At 70.5% G+C, this 20,281-nt stretch carries 13 protein-coding genes and 1 pseudogene; 2 read left to right on the forward strand and 12 right to left on the reverse strand.

What is annotated here, in order from left to right:
- Positions 1–37: 37 nt before the first annotated feature.
- The 3 genes from PCC79_RS08735 to PCC79_RS08745 are packed head-to-tail and all read right to left on the reverse strand — an operon-like array spanning position 38 to position 2,699.
- Entirely contained in the window at positions 38–1,102 is a 1,065-nt protein-coding gene (locus PCC79_RS08735; RefSeq protein ID WP_232547896.1) for a prephenate dehydrogenase, read from the reverse strand.
- Complete coding sequence (locus PCC79_RS08740; RefSeq protein ID WP_232547895.1) at positions 1,099–1,284, reverse strand: ubiquitin-like protein Pup; 186 nt, start codon at positions 1,282–1,284, stop codon at positions 1,099–1,101. The genes PCC79_RS08735 and PCC79_RS08740 overlap by 4 nt, the downstream gene beginning before the upstream one ends.
- Positions 1,281–2,699, reverse strand: coding sequence for a proteasome accessory factor PafA2 family protein (locus tag PCC79_RS08745; RefSeq protein WP_342371602.1), 1,419 nt, complete (start codon positions 2,697–2,699; stop codon positions 1,281–1,283). The genes PCC79_RS08740 and PCC79_RS08745 overlap by 4 nt, the downstream gene beginning before the upstream one ends.
- A gap of 427 nt (positions 2,700–3,126) precedes the next feature.
- Here PCC79_RS08745 and PCC79_RS08750 point away from each other — a divergent pair, with 427 nt between their 5' ends.
- A complete protein-coding gene (locus tag PCC79_RS08750; RefSeq protein ID WP_342371603.1) occupies positions 3,127–3,492 on the forward strand; it encodes a DUF3054 domain-containing protein in 366 nt (121 codons plus the stop codon).
- Positions 3,493–3,599: 107 nt separating this feature from the next.
- Here the strand turns inward: PCC79_RS08750 and PCC79_RS08755 are convergent, their stop codons facing one another.
- The 6 genes and pseudogenes from PCC79_RS08755 to metH all read right to left on the reverse strand — a co-directional run bounded on the left by PCC79_RS08755 (position 3,600) and on the right by metH (position 12,831).
- A complete protein-coding gene (locus tag PCC79_RS08755) occupies positions 3,600–4,565 on the reverse strand; it encodes an L-lactate dehydrogenase (RefSeq protein ID WP_342371604.1) in 966 nt (321 codons plus the stop codon).
- Positions 4,566–4,604: 39 nt separating this feature from the next.
- A complete protein-coding gene (gene arc, locus PCC79_RS08760; RefSeq protein ID WP_342371605.1) occupies positions 4,605–6,185 on the reverse strand; it encodes a proteasome ATPase in 1,581 nt (526 codons plus the stop codon).
- Between the two features lie 9 nt (positions 6,186–6,194).
- Positions 6,195–7,106 (reverse strand): annotated as a pseudogene (locus PCC79_RS08765) (tRNA (adenine-N1)-methyltransferase); the annotation flags it as partial.
- A 23-nt stretch (positions 7,107–7,129) separates the two neighbouring features.
- Positions 7,130–8,617: an ABC transporter substrate-binding protein gene (locus tag PCC79_RS08770; RefSeq protein WP_342371607.1), complete on the reverse strand. Its 1,488-nt coding sequence runs from the start codon at positions 8,615–8,617 to the stop codon at positions 7,130–7,132.
- Positions 8,610–9,290 carry an HAD family phosphatase gene (locus PCC79_RS08775; RefSeq protein ID WP_342371608.1) on the reverse strand — a complete coding sequence of 227 codons (681 nt, stop codon included), beginning with the start codon at positions 9,288–9,290 and terminating at the stop codon, positions 8,610–8,612. Before PCC79_RS08775 ends, PCC79_RS08770 begins: the two co-directional genes overlap by 8 nt.
- Complete coding sequence (metH, locus tag PCC79_RS08780; RefSeq protein ID WP_342371609.1) at positions 9,280–12,831, reverse strand: methionine synthase; 3,552 nt, start codon at positions 12,829–12,831, stop codon at positions 9,280–9,282. The genes PCC79_RS08775 and metH overlap by 11 nt, the downstream gene beginning before the upstream one ends.
- Positions 12,832–12,887: 56 nt before the next feature.
- Here metH and PCC79_RS08785 point away from each other — a divergent pair, with 56 nt between their 5' ends.
- Positions 12,888–13,673: a PAC2 family protein gene (locus tag PCC79_RS08785; protein WP_342371610.1), complete on the forward strand. Its 786-nt coding sequence runs from the start codon at positions 12,888–12,890 to the stop codon at positions 13,671–13,673.
- A 72-nt stretch (positions 13,674–13,745) separates the two neighbouring features.
- On the opposite strand, the gene PCC79_RS08790 is transcribed toward PCC79_RS08785, so the two are convergent.
- From PCC79_RS08790 to PCC79_RS08800, 3 genes are all read right to left on the reverse strand, one after another.
- Positions 13,746–14,279 carry a DUF1707 domain-containing protein gene (locus PCC79_RS08790; protein ID WP_342371611.1) on the reverse strand — a complete coding sequence of 178 codons (534 nt, stop codon included), beginning with the start codon at positions 14,277–14,279 and terminating at the stop codon, positions 13,746–13,748.
- Positions 14,280–14,414: 135 nt separating this feature from the next.
- Positions 14,415–15,722, reverse strand: a complete 1,308-nt coding sequence (locus PCC79_RS08795; protein WP_342371612.1) for an ISL3 family transposase — start codon at positions 15,720–15,722, stop codon at positions 14,415–14,417.
- A gap of 336 nt (positions 15,723–16,058) precedes the next feature.
- Positions 16,059–20,216, reverse strand: a complete 4,158-nt coding sequence (locus PCC79_RS08800) for a hypothetical protein (protein ID WP_342371613.1) — start codon at positions 20,214–20,216, stop codon at positions 16,059–16,061.
- Between the last annotated feature and the right edge of the window lie 65 nt (positions 20,217–20,281).

Consider the following 20,281-nt stretch of genomic DNA (forward strand, 5'->3'; position numbering starts at 1 on the left):
GCACGCCGCCCTGGGCGGCGACGTGCGTCGGCCGGTGTCAGGGGCGCACGGACCAGCCCGCGTCGGTGAGCGCGCGGCTGAGGCGGGTGGCGGCCGTCGGCTCGACGTGGACGGCCAACCAGCCGACGCGGCGGTCGACGTCGTGGTCGATCGTCACGTCCTCGACGTTGACGCCGGTCTCCTCGATGTCGGTGAACAGCTTGGCGAGCGCACCGGGGGCGTCCGGAATCTCGACGACCACCTGCACCCAGGCCGTCGCCGCACCCTGCTTGCCGGGCAGCGCGCGCACGCCGCGGCGTCCGCGATCGAGAAAGGCGTGGACGGCGTCCGGGTCGTCCAGCACCTCGATGAGCTCGCCCAGCGAGGCGTGGATCTCTTGCAGCTCGATGCGGACGGCGCCGGCGTTGGCGGCGATGATCTGCTGCCACAGATGGGGGTCGGAGCCGGCGATGCGGGTGACGTCGCGCAGGCCCTGACCTGCGAGGCGGAGGTGCTCGGGGGGCAGGTCGAGCAACCCGCCGCCGACCAGCGCGCTCACCAGCTGCGGCACGTGGGACACCTGCCCGACCGCCTCGTCGTGGTGCTGGGCGCCCATCGTCACCATGCGGGCGCCGCACAGCTCGGCGATGCGCTCCACCGTCAGCACGGACTGGGCGGCCGAGGTGTCGTGCGGGGTGATCACCCAGGTGCGGTCGACGAACAGATCGGCCCGCGCCGTGAGGGGGCCAGCCTTGTGGGAGCCCGCCATGGGGTGCGAGCCGCAGTAGCGGGCGAGGTCGAGACCGGTGGCGCGCAGGGCAGCCAGCACCACGCCTTTCACCGAGCCGACGTCGGTGACGGTGGCGTGCGGGTAGCGCTCGAGGGCATCGGCGATGACGGACGCGAGCGATCCGGGGGGCACGGCGACGACGACGAGCCGGCAGGCCTCGGGGTCGATGGGCTCGATCGTGCCGGCGCCGCGGGAGGCGGCGACGAGCGCGTGGCTGGCCCGGGCGTCCGTGAGGTGGACCTCGACCCCGGCGTCGGTGAGCGCGTGGGCGACGGACGCGCCCACCAGGCCGGTCCCGATGACCAGGGCGGGCGAAAGGGTGACCTCGATCACTGGCCGCCCTTCTGCACGAATGAACGGACGTATTCCTCCGCGTCGCTCTCGAGCACGGTGTCGATCTCGGCGAGCAGGGCGTCGAGACCGGCGGCGTCGCCGGTGGACGTCAGCGGTTGGGGGATCTCCTGCTCGGACGCCCGCGCCGTCGCCCGACGCTCGCGCTGGATGCGTTCGCTCACCTGGATCCTCCCTGTGCGAGGGCCTGCTGTTCGGCCCGGATCAGTGTAGCGATGGACGCCGACGCCGCCCGATCGGTGGGTGCCGGTGAGCTGACCCCGGCGGCGAACGGGTCGGGCAGGCCGAGGGTGTGCAGCGCGCCGCGGTCGTCGCGCAGGAGCAGCGAATCCCAGGTGGCGGCGAGGACGGCTTCGGGGTGCTGGCCGATCCACCGGCCGCGGACCGCGGCGCGGGTGTCGTGGGGTGGGTGGGCGGTGGCGTGGCGGACGGCGTCGGCGTCCGGCGGAGGCACGAGGCGTCCGGCCGTGCGGACCGTGTCGACGATGCCACCAGGGGTGAGGGACGCCCAGGCGAGGTCGAGGGCGGTGAGTTTGGGATCGCTCCAGTCGAGCTGGTCGCGGGCGCGAAGGGCGTCCAGCAGGGTGCGCTTGGCGATCCAGTCGATGCGGTCGGCGAGCGTGGCGGGATCGCGCCGGAGGGCGTCCAGGACGTCGATCCAGGCGTGGAGCAGGGCCTCGCCCTCAATGAATTCCCGGCGGTAGAGTAGGCGTCCTGCCGCGTCGGCCAGGCGCTCCTGGATGTCGATCGCGGTCGCCGAACCGTCGGTGAGCGGGAGCGGGGCGGTGCAGGTGGGGTCGCGGGAGACCGTCCGGAACGCTGCTGTGGGGTTGGCCAGGGTGAGGGTGGGCAGCAGGCCCTCCTCGAGCGCGGCGACGCACAGGCCGAGGGTGCCGACCGACAGCCACGTCGCGAAGGTGCTGCGGCGCGCGTCGCCGGTGATGACGTGCAGGCGGCGCCAGCGGCTCGGGCGGGCGTGGGGTTCGTCGCGGGTGTTGACCAGGCCGCGGTCGCGCGTGGTGTCGAGGCTGGTGGTGAGGACGAAGAAGTCGGCGCGCTGGCTGAGCTGGAAGCCGGCGTCCTCGCTGCGCTGGCCGAGCCCGACGCGTCCGGCACCGGCGAACAGGGTGCGCGTGACGAGCACCGCTGGCAGGGCAGCCTCGAGGGCGGACCATGCCACGGCGCGGCTGACCAGCAGGTTCTCGTGGTAGCCGTAGCTGTGGCCCTTGCCATCGGTGTTGTTGCGGTAGAGCGTGACGGGGGCGCCCAAGGCGGCGGACGCCGACGCCGCGGCCTCGGCGAGCAGGGCGTCCCCGGCCGCCTCGTAGAGAACGATGTCGGACGCGGAGCGCACCTCGGGCGTCGCATACTCGGGGTGGCCGTGGTCGACGTAGAGGCGTCCGCCGTTGCCAAGCGTGCGGTTGTGGGTGTCGCTGACGGGCGTCGTGGCGGGGACGGCGGCGTGGTCGACGACGAGGGCGGCCAGCGCGTCGGCGTCGAGGTCGGGGCGTCCGGGGGCGGCGATGCCGTACTCGAGCTCGGTGCCGAGCAGCGGACGCGGCTCGCTCGGCTGGGGCATGGGTCCAGTGTGCCGCAGGGGTGCGCGCGCTGGAGCGGGCGCGGGGTCTCGCGGGTGGCACATCGCTCCCCGGCCATAGCGGTGCTCTCCGGACTGAACCACATCGCTCCCCGGCCATCGCGGCGCTCTGCCTGCACGAAGGGCGGCGCTACGCACGGGGAGCGAGGCGACCCACGCCGGCCCCCGCCAAGCTGGTCACTGCAGCAAACTGATCGCCGCCACCTGCCAAGTCAGCACACGGGATCCGGCCACGATCGTCACCGAGCCTTGGCGCCCTGCGGGGCAGCCCTTCCCGCGCCGCCAGCTCGAACTCCACTTTGGGCATCAAACGCCGTCACCGGAACCGGAGTTTGAGACCGGAGCGTGCGTGTCGCGGCCCTGCCGGGGGCGACTAGCATGGCCGGGCCCCCGAGGAGAGGAGTCCCGCATGGGACGCGTGACCGCCGCCGCCCTGGACGCCGTGTGCGTCGTTGCCTTCGCCGCGCTCGGACGAGCGTCCCACAGCGAGGCGCTCGACCTGGTGGGGGTGACGACCACGGCGTTCCCGTTCCTCATCGCGGCCGCGGTGGGCTGGGCGCTGGTGCTCCTCCGCAAGCGCGACGGGGTGGCCCCCACCGACGGGGTCTGGATCTGGCTGGTCACCCTGGCCGGCGGCATGGTGCTGCGCCGCCTGCTCGGCGACGGGACGGCCTTGGCCTTCGTGCTCGTCGCCGCCATCGCCCTCGCGCTGCTGCTCATCGGGTGGCGCGGCGTCGCGCGCCTAGTGCGGCGGACGCCGGCCCCCCGGGCCTGAAGCCCGGCAGCGCCGGCGCCCAAACACTCAGCACGCAAGCCAAGCACTCACGAGCCCAGCACTCACGAGCCCAGCACTCACGAGCCAAGCCCCCACGTGCCCAGCGCTCAGAAGCCCAGTTCCTTCAGCGACGCCCGCAGGGTCGTGGCGGAGTGGCGGAACCGCTCCAGCTCTCCGTCGGTCATCGGCACGTCCAGCACGCGCTCGACGCCCTTGTTCGACACGATCGAGGTCACCGACAGCGCCACGTCCGAGACGCCCTTGTAGTCGGTGAGCACGCTGGAGACCGGCAGCAGCCGCCGCGTCGGGCTGTGCAGCGCCTCGGTGAGGCGGGCACCGGTGAGGCCGATCGCGTAGTTGGTCGCGCCCTTGCCCTCGATGACCTTGTAGGCCGCGTGCATGGCCTCGTCGGCCAGCTCGTCCAGCAGCGCGTCGTTGAACACCTGCTTGCCGTGGTCGTCGGTCCACTCACGGATCGGGATCTGCCCGATCCGGGCCGTCGACCAGACGGGGAACTCGCTGTCTCCGTGCTCGCCCAGGATGTTGGCGTGCACGTTGGACTGGTGGATGCCACAGGTGCGCGCGATGCCCCACCGCAGCCGGGACGTGTCGAGCATCGTCCCGGTCGAGAAGCAGCGCCCGGCCGGGAGGCCGGAGATCTTCTGGGCCACGACGGTCAACACATCGCACGGGTTGGTCACGAGCACGTAGATCGCGTCGGGCGCCTGCTCGAGCAGCTGGGGCATCAGCGAGGAGAGGATCTTGACGTTCGTGGCCGCCAGCTCCAGCCGCGTCTGGCCGGGCTTCTGCGCGGCGCCGGCGGTGATGATGACGACCGAGCTGTTCTTGACGACGGAGATGTCCGCGCCGCCCATCATGGCGTTCGTGGGGGTGAACTGGGTGCCGTGCTGCAGGTCGGCGACCTCGGCGTTCACCTTGGCCTCGTTGATGTCGTAGAGGGCGATCTCACGGGCCGAGCCGCGGGTCAGTGCCGCGTAGGCGAGGGAGGAGCCGACCGCCCCCGCGCCGATCACGGAGAGCTTGGAGGGCTTCGACGAAAGTTCAGGACTCATGGCTTTAGGCTAACGACGATTCCGCGCCCGCGCGGCCCCTCAGGTCACCTGTGGCGAACTCTGCGGGTCGCCCAGCGTCCGCAGGTGGACGACGCGCTCGCCGCGCCGCCCCGACAGCCGCGCCCACGCGTCCGGGTGGGACGTGTTCGGCAGGTCCTCCCCCGCGGCCACCTCGGCCCGCACCCCCGCGAGCACGTGGGTCACCCGGAGGCCGTGGCCACCGGAGGTCAACTCCTCCTTGATCGCCGCCAGACGCGCCCGCCGGGCCACGTTGGCGAGCAGCGCCCCGGAGACGAAGTCGCCGGCGTACAGGGTCTCGGTCGCGCCCGAGGCGTAGGTCACCTCCACGAAGGCGTTGCGCGCGTCGCGGGCGAACAGCTCGGCCACCGCCTCGCTCACCGCCCGGTTCCGCAGCGCCTCCGCACCGCCGGCGTCCGCCGCCTCGCCCGCGTGCCACGGCCCGTCAGCGCCAAGGTGGCGCGCCAGGATCGCCGCCGCACCCGCCGGGGACGGCCGGTCGAGGCGGATCTTCACGTCGAGGCGTCCGGGGCGCAGGATGGCGGGGTCGATGAGGTCCTCGCGGTTCGTGGCGCCGATCACCATGACGTTCGGCAGCGCTTCGACGCCGTCGATCTCGGCGAGGAACTGCGGCACCACGGTCGACTCCACGTCCGAACTCACCCCCGAGCCGCGGGTGCGGAACAGCGCGTCCATCTCGTCGAAGAACACGATGACGCCGCGGCCGGCGTCCGCCAGCTCCCGCGCCCGGGCGAACGTGAGCCGTATCAGCCGCTCGGTCTCCCCCACGTACTTCGTGAGCAGCTCGGGGCCCTTCACGTTCAGGAACGCCGAGCCCACCGCGCGGGCCACCGCCTTGGCCACCATGGTCTTGCCGCACCCGGGCGGCCCGTAGAGCAGGACGCCCCGCGGCGCTCCCAGCCCGTAGGCGTCGAACAGGTCGCGGTGGGTGAACGGCAGCTCGACGGCGTCGCGCACCTGGGCGATCTGCGCATCGAGCCCGCCGATGTCATCCCACGTGACGTCGGGCACCTCCTCCAGCGTGAGCTCGGCCACCGGCGTCCGCTCGACCCGCCCGTGCGCCACCAGGGCGCGGGCGTCGACGAGCAGCGAATCCCCGGCCTCCACCGGGACCAGGCCGTCGGCCAGCACGACCACCAGCTCCTGGTCGGACGCCCCCAGCACCAGCGCGCGCCCGGCGTCCAGCACCTCGCGCACAACGGCGACCTCGCCGCCCGCCGGGGTGTCTGGCACTCCCACGACCGTCAGCGCCTCGTTGACCAGCACCGTCGCGCCCCGGACGAGCCCCGAGACACCCGGCCCACCGGCCGCCTCCACCAGATCCGCGGCCACTGGCACCCGCACCAGCCGGCCGCCGACGAACACGTCCATCAGGCCATCGCCCGGCACACCCACCACGCGCCCGAATTGCTGCGGCGGGCTCGCCAGCGCGTCCAGTTGCTCGCGCAGCGCCACGATCGTCGAGCGCGCCTCGCGCAGCGTCACCCCCAGCCGGTCGTTCGCGGATGCCAGCGCCCGGGCGTCCGACCGCGCCTCGGCGAGCCGGCGCTCGACCTGTTCGATGGCGGCGTCGGGGGTCATGGCGTCATGCTAACCCGCGTCCGGCTCCACCTCGGGAGCGGCCACGGGCTCCGGCAGGGGGTCCACCCACGGCGGACGCGGGCCGTGATAGTCCGGCCCGTAGGCCCCGGGTGCCGGACGCCGCCGCTTGCGCGGAGCCGTGACGCCGGGCGCCAGCCGCCGCGCGAAGATGAGGAAGCCGGTGTGGCCGCTGGTGGAGTGCCCGGGGCGGATCGCCAGCCCCTCGGCGTGCCAGTCGCGCGCCGAGTACTCCCGGCTCTCGGGCTCGGTGAAGCCGCCGTGGGTGCGCAACGTCTCGACCGTGCGCCCCAGCTGGGTCGCCGTGGCGACGTAGCAGGTCAGGACGCCGCCGGGCACCAGCCGCTCGGCGACCGCGGTCACGCACTCCCATGGCGCCAGCATGTCGAGGATCGCCCGGTCGATCTCCTCGGGCCCAATCGTCTCGACCAGGTCACCCAGGCGCACCTCCCAGGCCGGGTGGGGCGCGCCGTAGAAGTTCTCCACGTTGGTGCGCGCCACGGCGGCGAACTCCTCGCGCCGCTCATAGGAATACAGGTGTCCTCCCGCGCCGATCATGCGGAGCAGCGCGATCGAGAGCGCCCCCGACCCGACGCCGGCCTCGAGCACCCGCGCGCCGAGGAAGATGTCGGCCTGCATGAGGATGTGCGCGGCGTCCTTGGGGTAGATGACGGCGGCCTCGCGGGGCATCGACACCATGAAGTCGTGCATCAGCGGCCGGAACGCGAGGAACTCCGCGCCCCCCACCGAGGTCACCACGGTGCCCTCCGGCTGCCCGAGCAGGTCGGCGTGCGGAATGCCGCCCTTGGTGGTGTGGAACACCCCCTCCTCGCGCAGCCGCACCGAGTGGCGACGCCCCTTGGCGTCGGACAACGTGATGCGCTCGTCGGCCACGAACGGGCCGGTGCGCACTCCTGAGAACTCATTCATCGGCGAAAACTCCACAATCCCAACTGCCACCCGGGGCCGAACGGGCTGCCCTCCACGGACACGCCCTCGGCCATGAACACCACCTCGTCGCCCACCGCGATCGGCACCACCGTGAGGTCGACCGCGGCCTGCGCCTGCACCTCACCGAGCAGCGCCTCGCGCTCCAGCGGATCGGTGGTCGCGCGCGCCGCCTGCAGCAGCGTCGCGACCTTCTCCGCGCTGCCGGGCAGTGGGGCGTCCACGTAGGGCTGCAGCCAGCCGAAGGCGGTGTTCACCCAAGCCGAACCGTCCGCCAGCACCAGATCGGCGGACGCCGCGTCGGTCACCAGCTGCACCGACATGCCGCCCCGGGCCTCCAGGCGATCCCGGACCAGCCCCGCGAGATCACGCTGGTCCGGCGCCGCCGGATCGTACGCCAGCGTCAGCACGAGCCGCTGCCCCGGGATCTGCGGCACCTCGGGCGTCCCGCCCACCGCGAACGTGGCCGCCGAACCGGCGACGGCCGGGGGCACGAGCGAGCCGACCGTCCGGTCGGGCTGCAGCGCCGTGGCGACGGCGGCGCGCAGCGTCGGGTCGTCGCGCCGGGCGCCGGCGGGGTTGAACGCCAGGGTCTGCAACCGCGCCTGCTCCAGCGTCAGCCGGGTGACCCCCGGTTCGGACGCCGACGCGGCGGCCAGCCGGTCCCGCGCCGCCGCGTTCAGGCTCCGCCAGGCGACGTCCACCGCGTCGTCGACCAGCAGCGCCTCGGCCGCCGCGGAATCGGCGACCATGCGCAGCTCGACCGTGTCGATCACCCCGGTGGTCGCCCCCCGGTACTCCTCGTAGCGCTGGAAGACGAGGCGGTCGGCCGCCGTCGTCACCAACTGGTAGGGCCCCGAGCCAACGGCCTGGCCCTCGTTGGGCCGCACGGCGTCGGGGTCGTAGAGCTCCTCGTCGACGATGCTCGCCGCCGGGGTCGCCAGCGCGTAGCCGAACTGGGTGTCGGCCCACTTGAGCACGAAGTCGATTGTCTCGTCGTCCACGGCCTCCACGCGCTCCAGCGCGTCGAGCAGCCGCACCGACGACGCCGGCGCACCGAGGCGGTAGGCGCGCTCGATGCTGAACTTCACATCCGAGCTCGTCAGGGCGTGCCCGTTGTGGAACGTCAGGTCTTCGGGGAGCTGGCAGCGGTAGGTGGTGGGCGAGGTGTAGAGGCAGTCGGTGGCCAGGTCGGGCTTCAGGTCGGACGCCTCGGGGTGCACCACCATGAGCCGGCTGAAGACGTTGAGTGCCACGATCGCGTCCGCCGCCGTGGTGGCCGCGGCGGGGTCGAACGTCGCCGGGGCCTGGGTCGTGACCACGGTGAACGGTCGTTCTGCGGACGCCGTGGGGCTCGGCTCGGGGGACGGTTCGGGCGCGGGCGCCGGCTGCGTGCACGCGCCCAGCGCCACGGACGCCAGGGCCGCCAGCGCCACGGCCCGGCCGGTCGCGCGCGCCTCACGCATCGGTCAGCTCCCGCCACAGGGCGGACGCCTCGGCGAACCCCACGCCGTCGAGGGTGCGCACGATCCGTTGCCGCTCCCCCGGCGCCAGTTCCTGGGCGAACGGGATGCCGAGGCTCGGCACGCCCGCCGCCTCGGCGGACGCCAGGCCCGGTCGGGAATCCTCCAGCGCCAGGCAGGCACCCGGCTCCACCCCGAGCGCGGCGGCACCACGCAGGTAGGGCTCGGGGTGCGGCTTGCCATGGGTCACCGTGTCGCCGCCGATCACGGCGTCGAAGCTGCCCTCCGGCAGCTCCCGGGTGGCGCGCCGCAGGATGCGGGTGGACGAGGCGCTGACCAGCGCGCACGGCACGCCGGCCGCCCGCGCGTCTGCCAGCAGCTCTCGCGCGCCGGGCCGGAAGGGCACGGGTTCGGAGGAGATGACCTCGAACGCGTACCCCTCGACAAGCGCTCCCGCCGCGACCGGGTCGAAGTCGTCGCGTCCGGCCCAACCCAGCATGCGCGCCGCGCTCGCCTCGGTGCTCAGGCCGATCAGCTCGGTCTGTCGCGCGGGGTCGACCTCGACGCCCAGCTCGGCCAGGAATCGGCGCTCGGCGATGCGCCAGCTCGGCTCGGTGTCGGCCAGGGTGCCGTCGAAGTCCCAGAGCAGGGCGGCGGGGGCGGCGTCAACGGGCATTGAAGTACTTCGCCTCAAGGTGGTGGACGACGAGCGCGTCCGTCGACTGCTCGGGGTGCAGCTGCAGCTCCTCGGAGAGCTCGACGCCGATGCGTCCCGGCTCGAGCAGCGCCACGAGCTTCGCCCGGTCCGCCAGGTCGGGGCAGGCGGGGTAGCCGAAGCTGTAGCGCGAGCCGCGGTAGGCCTGGTCGCGGATCATCGCCTCCACGTCGTCGTCGCCGGCCCCCAGCCCGAGGTCGGCCCGGACGCGGGCGTGCCAACGCTCGGCCAGCGCCTCGGTGAGCTGGACCGACAGCCCGTGCAGCTCCAGGTAGTCGCGGTACGCGTCGCCGGCGAACAGCCGTGCCGTCTCCTCGGCGACCCGGCTCCCCATCGTGACGAGCTGGAACGCGATGACGTCCGGGCCGTGGGCTGCGGCCTCGTCGGCGTCGCGGAAGAAGTCGGCCAAGCACAGGCGCCGCTCGCGGGACTGGCGCGGGAAGGTGAAGCGGGTGAGCTCGCGCCACGGCTGCCCGAGCGCCTCCCCGGGCATGGGCGCGTGGGTCGCCGGATCCTCCGCGAGCTCGTGCACCACCAGGTCGTTGCCCTCGCTGTGGCAGGGCCAGTAGCCGTACACCACGGCGAATTGGGCGATCTGGTCGGTCGCGATCCGGTTCAGCCACGAGCGCAGCCGCGGGACGCCCTCGGTCTCGACGAGCTCCTCATAGCTCGGCCCGCCGCGCGTGCCGCGCAGCCCCCACTGACCCATGAACGTCGCGCGGTGGTCCAGCCACCCCGCCACCTCCGCGAGCGGAATGCCCTTGACCACCCGGCTGCCCCAAAACGGCGGGGTCGGCACGTCGATGCCGCGCGCCACGTCCGAGCGGACGCCCTCGGCGTCGGCCCCGCTGTCGCCCCCCGCCGCGTCGGCGTCGGCTGCCCGGGCGGACGCCGCCCGCACCCGCCGCTCGCGCGGCGCCGGCAGGGCCTCGGCCTCGCCGCGCTTGACGGCCATGACGGCGTCCATGAGCGAGAGCCCCTCGAAGGCGTCGCGGGCGTAGCGGACCTCGCCGGCGAACAGGCCGTTGAGGTCCTGCTCCACGTAGGCGCGGGTCAACGCGGCGCCACCGAGCAGCACGGGCGTCTGCACGAGGCCGCGGGATTGCAACTCGAGAAGGTTGTCCTTCATCACGACGGTCGACTTCACGAGCAACCCGGACATGCCGATGGCGTCGGCGTTGTGGGCCACGGCGGCCTCGATGATCGTGCCCACCGGCTGCTTGATGCCGAGGTTGACCACCGTGTAGCCGTTGTTGGTGAGGATGATGTCGACGAGGTTCTTGCCGATGTCGTGCACGTCGCCCTTCACCGTGGCCAGCACGATGGTGCCCTTGCCGGACTCACCGGAGGACTCCATGTGCGGCTCCAGGTGCGCCACGGACTTCTTCATCACCTCGGCGGACGCCAGCACGAACGGCAACTGCATCTGGCCCGAGCCGAACAGTTCACCGACCGTCTTCATGCCGGCTAACAGGTCCTCATTCACGATCTCCAGCGCGGGCTTCTCGGCCAGGGCCGCGTCCAGGTCGTCGGTCAACCCCTTGTCGTCGGCGTCTACGATGCGCCGCTGCAGGCGCTCGGCCAGCGGCAGGGCGGCCAGCTCGGCGGCCCGCGCCTCCTTGGTCGCGGTGGTGGTGACGCCCTCGAACAGCTCCAGGAACCGGGCGAGCGGGTCGTAGCCCTCGCGGCGCCGGTCGTACACCATGTCGAGCGCGACCTCGCGCTGCTCGTCCGGGATCCGCGCCATGGGCAGAATGCGGCTGGGGTGGACGATCGCCGACGTCAGCCCGGCCTCGACGCACTCGTGCAGGAACACCGAGTTCAGCACCGCGCGCGCCGCCGGGTTGAGCCCGAAGCTCACGTTCGAGACGCCCAACGTCGTCTGGACGTCGGGGTACAGCCGGCGGATCTCCCGGATCGCCTCGATGGTCTCGATCGCGTCGCGCCGGGTCTCCTCCTGGCCCGTCGCGATCGGGAACGTCAGGCAGTCGACGATGATGTCGGGCACGGCGAGGCCGTAGTCGTCGACGAGGGTGTCGATCAGCCGTGTCGCGACCCGCACCTTCCACTCGGCGGTGCGCGCCTGCCCCTCCTCGTCGATGGTGAGCGCCACCACCGCGGCGCCGTGCTCGACCACGAGCGGCGTCACGGTGCGGAACCGCGAGCCCTCGCCGTCGCCGTCCTCGAAGTTGACCGAGTTGATGACGCAACGGCCGCCCAGCGACTCCAGGCCGGCCTCGATGACGGGCGGCTCCGTGGAATCCAGCACCACGGGCAGCGGCACGGCCGTGTTCACCCGGGACGCGAGCTCCCGCATGTCGGACACGCCGTCGCGTCCGACGTAGTCGACGCACAGGTCGAGCAGGTGGGCACCCTCGCGGGACTGGCCCTTGGCGATGTCGAGGCAGGCGTTCCAGTCCTCGGCGAGCATCGCCTCGCGGAACGCCTTCGACCCGTTCGCGTTGGTGCGCTCGCCGACGCTGAGGTAGCTCGTGTCCTGCCGCAGCGGCACGTCGGCGTACAGCGACGCGACGTTGCCCCCGGCCGGGCGCGCGGCGGCGTCCGCTTTCTGGGTGAGCGGGCGCCCGCCCACGGAGGCCACGAGCTGGCGGATGTGCTCCGGGGTCGTGCCGCAGCAGCCGCCGACCACGCTGAGGCCGAAGGCGTCCACGTAGCCGGTGAGGGCCGTGGTGAATCCCTCCGGGCCCAGCGGGTAGACCGCGCCGTCGGCGGTCAGCTCGGGCAGACCGGCATTCGGCATGCAGCCCACGCCGATGCGGGCGAAGCGGGCGAGGTGGCGCAGGTGTTCGCTCATCTCGGCTGGGCCGGTGGAGCAGTTGAGGCCGATCACGTCGATGCCGAGCGGCTCCAGCGCCGTGAGCGCCGCGCCGATCTCGGAGCCGAGCAGCATGGTGCCGTTGGTCTCGACGCTGACATTCACCATCACCGGAATCTCGCGCCCCACCGCGCGCTGGGCCCGGCGGGCGCCCTGGACGGCGGCCTTGGCCTGCAACAGGTCTTGGCACGTCTCGATCTGGACGCCGTCGATGCCGCCGGCCAGCATGGCCTCGACCTGGCGCTGGTAGGCGTCCCGGAGCGCCGCGAACCCGATGTGCCCCAAGCTGGGCAGCTTCGTGCCCGGCCCGACCGAGCCGACGGCCCAGCGCGTCCGCTCGGGGGTGGACGCCGCGTCCGCCGCCCGCTTCGCGATGGCCGCGCCGGCCTCGGCCAGCTCGGCCAGCCGGTCGACGATGTCGTACTCGCTCAACGCCGACAGGTTGGTGCCGAACGTGTTGGCGGTGACGAAATCGGCGCCGGCGTCGAAGTACGCGGTGTGGATCGCCTCGACGACGTCCGGCCGCGTCACGTTGAGGATCTCGTTGCAGCCCTCGAGCCCGGCGAAGTCGTCCAGGGTGAGGTCGTAGCCCTGCAGCATGGTGCCCATGCCCCCGTCGGCCACGACGACACGGCTCGAGAGGGCTTCACGCAGCGGCTGGGTCACCGGGCAAGGATAGGCGATCCGGCCGTGCGCTGGGCACCGGCGATAGAGTGGCGGGCATGGTTCCGGTTGACCTCCGACACCTCCGCCGCCCCGTGGTGCTCGCCGCCTTCAGCGGTTGGAACGACGCCGGCGACGCTGCCACCGGTGCCGTCGACCACCTGTCGGGCCTGGGCGACACCGAGCTGGCGTTCGCGCTCGACCCGGAGGACCACTACGACTTCACCGAGACCCGGCCCGTGCTCGTCCGCGACGAGAGCGGCGAGCGCACCCTGCAGTGGGCCACCACCGAGGTGCTCGTCGTGCACCTGGAGGAGCGCGACCTCGTGCTGATCAACGGGCCCGAGCCGAACTTCCGGTGGAAGGCGTTCTGCTCCTCGCTGGTGTCGCTGGTGCGCTCGGTCAACCCCGAGCGCGTGATCGCGATGGGGGCCATGCTGGCGGACGCCCCCCACTCGCGTCCCACGCCGGTCTCGGAGAACGGCACCGACTACGAGGGGCCCACCGGCATCGTCGGCATCTTCGCAGGCGCCTGCCGCGACGCCGGGTTCGACGTGACGTCGCTGTGGGCGTCCGTGCCGCACTACGTCTCCGACCCGCCGAACCCGAAGGCCACCGTCGCGCTGCTCAGCCGGGTCGAGGACCTCATCGACCAGACGATCGAGCTGGGCGACCTGCCCGAGCACGCGACGGTCTGGGAGGGCCGGGTCAACGAGCTCGTGGCCGAGGACCCGGACATCGCCGAGTACGTCACCGATCTCGAGGAGCGCTACGACACCGCCGAGGCCACCGGCGACGAGATCGCGCTGCAGTTCGAGCGCTACCTGCGGCGTCGGGAGCGCTGAGCCGTCAGGGGGACGCCCCCGGACGTTCGGCCACCGAGAGGCGCCACGGGCCACGGCCCAACCCGTACGGCTTCAGAGGATTGCTTGCCCCGGGTGATTGGAAGTCAGCCCTGGGAGCGGCTTGGGTGTGGGAAGGGACCGACCGGATTCGATCTGGCCACCTTGGGTGCCGATCCATGCTGCGGGAATTGCAGTGAGCAGCATGGCCCACAGTGGCCAGTACTCGACTGCGGTGGGTGTGCCTTGGCCGAACCAGCTTGCGGTCCACGCCACGTTGAAGACCACCGCCGCGGCGACCCAAGCTGCGATGGCACGCCCTGGGACAGTTGACGGCCGGAGCCCAAGGTTGCGGCGAGGAGAACGGTGAGGCGGGTGGCTGAGGACCGCGACGTCGTCAAGCATGGGCAAGAACTCACCCACCGTCTTGGCTGCCATCACGGCGGTGAGTCGCTGATCGTACTCGTCGTGATCGAGGCGACCCTCGGCGAAAGCGGCCGCCAAGATCTGCGCGGCGGCATCTCGATCAATGTCACCGGCCCTGACTGTCGGATGGACGTGAGGGTCAACGGTGAACGACGACCACGGGTACCCAGCTTCACTCGTCATGGACGTTCCTTCCTCAGGTGCGCAGCATAAAGCAACGGGGTATCGAACCCGAGTGGACCCAGGAAGTGCTGGACGATCCCGACATGGCGTCGCTGGAGCCACATCCCAAGTCGCGGCGCACTGTCATGCGGCTCATCACAATCCACGGTGTAGCTGGGGTCTGAATCCGCCTGTTTCGAGTAGCGATCTGGCGATGTAGTGGGTGAGGTTGCGGAAGCCGAGGGCGCTGCCGCGGAGGTGTTCGAGTCGGCCGTTGAGGGCCTCGGTGGGCCCGTTCGACGTGCCGGGCCGGTCGAAGTAGGCGAGGACGTCGGCGGCCCGGTTCTTCAGGGTGCGGCCGAGGGTGATGATCTCTGTCAAGGCGCGGGGGACTCCGCTGCTGATGGCGTCGATGAGGGCCTGCATGAGCGTGCGCCCCTTCGCGCGGTCGGGTTCTCGGTAGGCGGTGATCATCTTCTGGTAGATGGCCCAGGTGGCTTCGACCTCGACGTGTTCATCGCCGGCGAACAAGGCCTCCAGGCGGGTCTTCTGCCTGGGGGTGAGGAGGTCCAGGCCGGTGTGCAGCATCCGACGGGCGCGGTAGAGCGGATCACCAGCACGACCCCGGTGGCCATGAAGGTTTTGTTGGACCCGCCTGCGGCAGCGGTCGAGGGCGTCGCCGGCCAGACGGACGACGTGGAACGGATCCAACACCGGCGTGGCGTCGGGGAGTTCTTCGGTGGTGGCGGTCTTGAAGCCAGTGAACCCATCCATCGCTACGACCTCCACCCCGGCCCGCCACGTCTGGGGGCGGGCGGCGAGCCACGTTTTGAAGGCTTGTTTGGAGCGGCCCTCGACCATGTCCAACAAGCGGGCCGGTCCGGTGTCATCCCTGACCGGAGTGAGGTCGATGATGACCGTCACGTACTTGTCGCCCTTGCGGGTGTGCCGCCAGACGTGTTCGTCGACGCCGACCACGCTCACGCCGTTGAACCGCTCGGGATCATCGATCAGGGCGCGTTGGCCCTCGGCGAGGACGGCGTCGTTGGCGGTGTTCCACGACACCGCGAGGGCTTCGGCGATCCGGGCGACGGTCAAGTGTGCGACCACGAGGCCTTCCAGCGCCCACCGCAACGCGCGGCGGGACAGCTTGGAGCGTGGTTCGGCAGCCTTGCCCATGTCCTGGCGCCACACGTGTCCACACTCACCACAGCGGTAACGGCGCAGCGTCACCACCAAGACGGTCGGTCGCCAGCCGAACGGCTCGTGGGCCAACCGGCGGGTGACCGTGTCGCGCGGGGTCCCCTCGCACCCGCACCGGCGGCACCACCGGTCATCATCAACGACCCGGCACGCCAGCACGGCCCGCTCACGTTCCACGTGTTGACCAACGGCTTCCAGGCCGAGCTCGTCGAGGCGGGTGAACGTAGTCAGGTCGGGACGAACGAAGGTAGCGTTGAACACGTCGAGGTCTTTCGGATGGAAGGCGTAGGAACCTCCATCATCGGAAGACCTCGACCCTCACCACGGCACCGACGCGCCGTCCGCCCTCACCTCGCCGCTACACCCTCAACTGTGATGAGCCTGTCATGCCGATGAGCGAGTGGTCGCCCGTTCCCTCGATGACGGCTACGAGGGGTGCAGCTCCGCCCTATGAATGAATCGTGGCCAGCGACAGCCGACCTCCACCGCACGCGTACGTCCTCTGGAGGGGCAGGCGACCGGCTTTGGTGGTCCCCTGAGTATGCGATCGGCAAGGGTGCTCGCTTCGGGCGTCGTGACGGCGCCACATGGATCGCTTCAGCTGGGCCTGCCATAGGAGATGTCGAGGTGCACGACGCGTACCTGTGCTCCTTCTTGTTTCAGCGCCGACGCAAGTGCGGCGAGCTCGGCCTTGACAGCGTCACGATCGAGGGAGGCGAGCGCCGAACGCCGCGTGTCGTTGGTGTCTTTCCAGCTTTCCAAGTCCGGCCAGGCCACAACGTAGATCCCGATGTTGATTGCCAAGTCGCTCATGTAGCGCTCGACGAGCTGCTCGCGCATAGCCGTGCCGAGCTCCACGTTCCAAGCCCCCTTGACCTCAATTGGCAGCGACAGCCTGCCCGTGTCGGGTCCGACCAAAGGTGCGGCGTCGACGAGCAGATCGGTTCGCTCGCCGATGCCGCTGGGCCGGTTGCGCCGGACCTGCACCTCGCGATTGACGATCACACCTCCGGCGGACAGGGCGCGGGTGAGCTCGTTGGCTAGGTAATCCGAGATTTCGTCCTCGGATTTCGGCCTTCCTGCGTAGGTGTCCCACAGGTAATGCGACTCAGGCGTAGCACCAGTCAGTCGCGTCTGAGCCTCCTCGAGCGCGAATGCCACCGCATCGGTAAGGGCCCTCTGGTCATTGACCACGAACGTGCGGCGGTCCCTCGCGAGCTGAAGCAGTTGCGGCAACGGAGTTGGCTGCCATTGGTTGCGGCGCAGAGCGGCTTCCGCCGTCGCGAGCGTCCGAGGCAGCCATCGGTCGTCCGGCAGGGCCGTCACGATCGCGCGGACCGCGTCCACGGCATCAGGGGACCCTTCGTCCTGCAGCCGCCGCAGTAGGCTGTCGCGCCAGCGCCCGATCTCCTCGCGGGGCCCGACAAAGTGGGCGGCGTCATCATGGAACTGCGGGTCCGACTCGGGTGGGAAGTGCGAGCGTAGCCAGAGATAGATCTCGGCGAGGACGGCTGCGGGAACGTGATCGATCTGCTCGTAGCCGCGAACCGCCAGTGTCTTCCCGAGTACCTGTTCCGCGAACGCCAGACCGGCGTCGAATAGCGTTCGTATCGCGGGCCAGCTCCGCTCCAGGTCGTGCTCGATGAGCGTTCTTGCTGCCAACTCCTGCCTCTCCGCGTCCGACGGATCCTCGAGCCACTCCAGCAGCAACTCTCGCAGTCGCTTGAAGTCGTGGTTGGCGAGCGAGGTGACGATCTCTTCGCGCGGCTCTGCGTCAGCCGTCCGAGCCAGTGACAGGTACTCGGCCGCCACGGTGTCGTTCCACAAGTAGCTGGCTTCGTTGGATGCGATCGGCCGCGTGCCGGCTAAGACTGCGGCGTCCACACGCGTCAGCAGGGCGAAGCGGGTCGCCTCACGCGCTTCTGCGCCGGCGAGCTCGAGCAGCTGCAGCTTGTCGTCCCACTTGGCGCCGTTCGCGAATCCTGAGGACCATGCTGCCAAGACCGGCGCCCACTCGATCCACGCAGATAAAGGGAGCCGGTGAAGTTGTTCGGGTGCCACCCTAAGCAACAGCACCATCGCCCGGTATCCAGCCTCCGAGGGGTAGTGGCGGATCTCAGGCTTGCGGAGCCACTGCTCCGGCTGGCAAGGGTATGACCGCAGGTAGCGATCGGCCGCATCCACGAGGCGTCCGCGCGTACCCTCGCTCAGCGTTGGCCACCGCTCCATGCCGACGACGTCCGGATCGAACTCGGCGCCGAAATGCTTCGAGCCCGGCGCGACCGTCAGCAGCCTCGTGCAGTACCAGAAGCCCACGGACTCGCCCTCGTCGAACCGTGTCAGCAGTTCCTCGATCTGTTCGTTGACGTCGTCGTCCTTCTCGGTGTTCTCGCGCCTTGGCCGGTGGGCCATGTCCCACCAGCGGCGCATCTCGTCGGCCCTTGACGAGCCGAGCTCGATCGGCTCCACCCAAGAGTGGACCAAATCCACATACAGGCGGTGGTCACGTGGCATGGCTAACACCAGGTCGCGGTGGTCGGCGTTGTCATCATCGAATGTCAATTGGAACAGCGAGCGCACGACATCCTGCTTGCTGCTGTCCAAGTCTGTGTAGAGTTCGGCAAGCCACGCAAGGTCCTCGGCGCGTACGATTCCGAGGTAGTCCGCCGTGAATCCAACGACTTTCTGCATCAGCTTGCTCGCGTCCTCGGTGTCGAGTGCGGCGATGGCGACCGCCCGCCTCAGCGCCGGGTCGGCCAGAGGATCATGAGGCTTGTCGCGGCGGAAGTCCTCGAACAACAGACGTCCGTGGTGTTCAGCCCGTGTGAGAACGACACGTGTGAACGCCTGGACGACAACTCGGTCGGTCGGCCTACTCGCTGCCAACGCTAAGACACGGTTCGCCAGAGCACCCAGAACGTGGTCTTCGACCGGGGCGTCGAGGTCGTGGAGAAGCCAACGAAGGCCGTCGCTGATGTCGACCTCGGTGATGCCGTCACGGAAGCTGTCGAGGAACATCGCGTAGGAGCCATGGAGGTTGCGCCGCCGACGGGGCGTGAGCACGGAAAAGACCTCGGCATTGGACAGCGCCTGCGGCCAGGACGCCAACAGCACGACGCCCTTTAGGTCGTCCGCCAGGTCATCACCGCGCAGAGCTTCATTGAACGCTAGCGAACGCAGTGCCGCGGTGCGGTGCCGACCTTCGAGCCGTGATAGCGCCCAGCCGGCGGCGACCCGGTCCGACATCTCGGCGGTGGTGTCGAGAACGATCGTTACGAGATCGTCCCTCAGCTCAATCGAGGCACATTCGTCGGCCAGATCGAGGGCCAACCGGCGGCGGTCAGGGTCCGGGTCGTGCAGTCGAGGACGAATCTGCTCTGCGATTTCGGGGTATCCGAGCGCGTGGTAGGACCGTTCCCACCGCGAACCAGTGAGCTCGCTTGCGTTCGAGAAGAGCCCCTCGACCACGGCCGCCCGCAGCGCATCGCTCGGGAGCTCAACCTCGCCCTGGAATGCCCCCGGATCAGTGACGGCAAGGAATTTGAACCGCTCCGGAGCGATAGCAACCGCCCACGCGGCCGCAAGACGCGTCTGCGGCCAGCACCTGCCATCCGATCCCAAGAACAAAGTCCTTGCCTGCTTCTCGGACAGCTGGTTGGCGACTACCCAGTCGGCAGCAAGGTAGTCAGCAAACGTCGCGTGCGCCCATCCAAGACGCTGTTCACCGCGACCAGTGAAGAGGCCTGTCCGCGTTGCCTCGAGCACCGCCGAGACCGTGACGGCGATCGGCGCCCCAGGAGTCGGTTCCGACGAACCGGCGAGCCGCTCGACGCTGATGTCCTCGCTGTTGACGTCTACATCGGGGCCAGTCCAAACCGCCGATGCGCCACCGAACAACGTCGCGGCGGCGATGCGGCGGGCAACTGCGACCCGCTCATCCAGCGAGAGAGAGCCGCCCAGTCCCGCATCGCGGCGATTCCGGCCTTGCTCCTCGCACAAGGAGCGGATTCCCACGGCGTACAACGCGGCACCCCGCTCGGGAAGTGTTCCCACTTCCTCGAAGCTGCGAGCGAGCAGCCGCAACGTCAGTGGGCGGGCAGCCAGCGGGCCCGCACCAGCCCGAGCCACCTCGTCAAGAAGCCGAACCGGATCACACCATGAGGCTGTGATCGCCGATGCATCTTCCCGGCGAAGTGGCAGAATCTCGACAAAGACAACCTCGCTGAACAAATCCCTTAGCGCCTGCCCGAGTCCCGCGGGCCAGTCCCCCGTCCTGCAGGCGACGCGCAAGAACAAGCGGTCACACGGAAGCCTGCCGACCCGGCTGGCGATGACCCTCCCCAGGTGGGTGACACGCGCTTGCGCTTCGTCGAACGAATCCAGGACTAGACACAGCTCGCCCTCCCCGTCTATCCATTCGAGGATCGACGGGTGACCGAACAACTCACGCACCAAGGTGTCTTCCGACCCGTAGTCGGCGAGGTCGAACGACTGAATCGATACCCCAGCAGCAACGAGACTGGGCGTCGTCCTCACCACCGTCGACTTGCCCGCCCCAGGCTCTCCGAGGAGCACCAAGCAGCGATGCTCGCTCAAGGCATCGCTGCGTACCGCGCCCGGGTTTGCGGACTGGTTACCGAACCAGACAGCGTCGGGATCGCTCAGAAAACCGTCGCTGTCAAGCGTGTACGCGTCGTCGAGACGGCACCAGAACCGCTCCACATTCGCTGCCGACGCAGATTCCCCGGAACTCACGCCCACATCCTGCCAGTTCTCCCACGGGGCTCTTCGACTTCTCCTGATGAACCGGTCAGGACATC

Origin of the sequence: Propioniciclava soli (assembly GCF_038502305.1) — a bacterium.
Lineage (GTDB): Bacteria > Actinomycetota > Actinomycetes > Propionibacteriales > Propionibacteriaceae > Propioniciclava > Propioniciclava soli.

Coding starts and splice junctions, on each gene's coding strand:
- PCC79_RS08745 (WP_342371602.1), bottom strand. CDS start 2,699: ATGCCCCAGCCGAGCGAGCCGCGTCCGCTGCTCGGCACCGAGCTCGAG.
- PCC79_RS08750 (WP_342371603.1), top strand. CDS start 3,127: ATGGGACGCGTGACCGCCGCCGCCCTGGACGCCGTGTGCGTCGTTGCC.
- PCC79_RS08755 (WP_342371604.1), bottom strand. CDS start 4,565: ATGAGTCCTGAACTTTCGTCGAAGCCCTCCAAGCTCTCCGTGATCGGC.
- arc (WP_342371605.1), bottom strand. CDS start 6,185: ATGACCCCCGACGCCGCCATCGAACAGGTCGAGCGCCGGCTCGCCGAG.
- PCC79_RS08770 (WP_342371607.1), bottom strand. CDS start 8,617: ATGCGTGAGGCGCGCGCGACCGGCCGGGCCGTGGCGCTGGCGGCCCTG.
- PCC79_RS08775 (WP_342371608.1), bottom strand. CDS start 9,290: ATGCCCGTTGACGCCGCCCCCGCCGCCCTGCTCTGGGACTTCGACGGC.
- PCC79_RS08785 (WP_342371610.1), top strand. CDS start 12,888: ATGGTTCCGGTTGACCTCCGACACCTCCGCCGCCCCGTGGTGCTCGCC.
- PCC79_RS08790 (WP_342371611.1), bottom strand. CDS start 14,279: ATGACGAGTGAAGCTGGGTACCCGTGGTCGTCGTTCACCGTTGACCCT.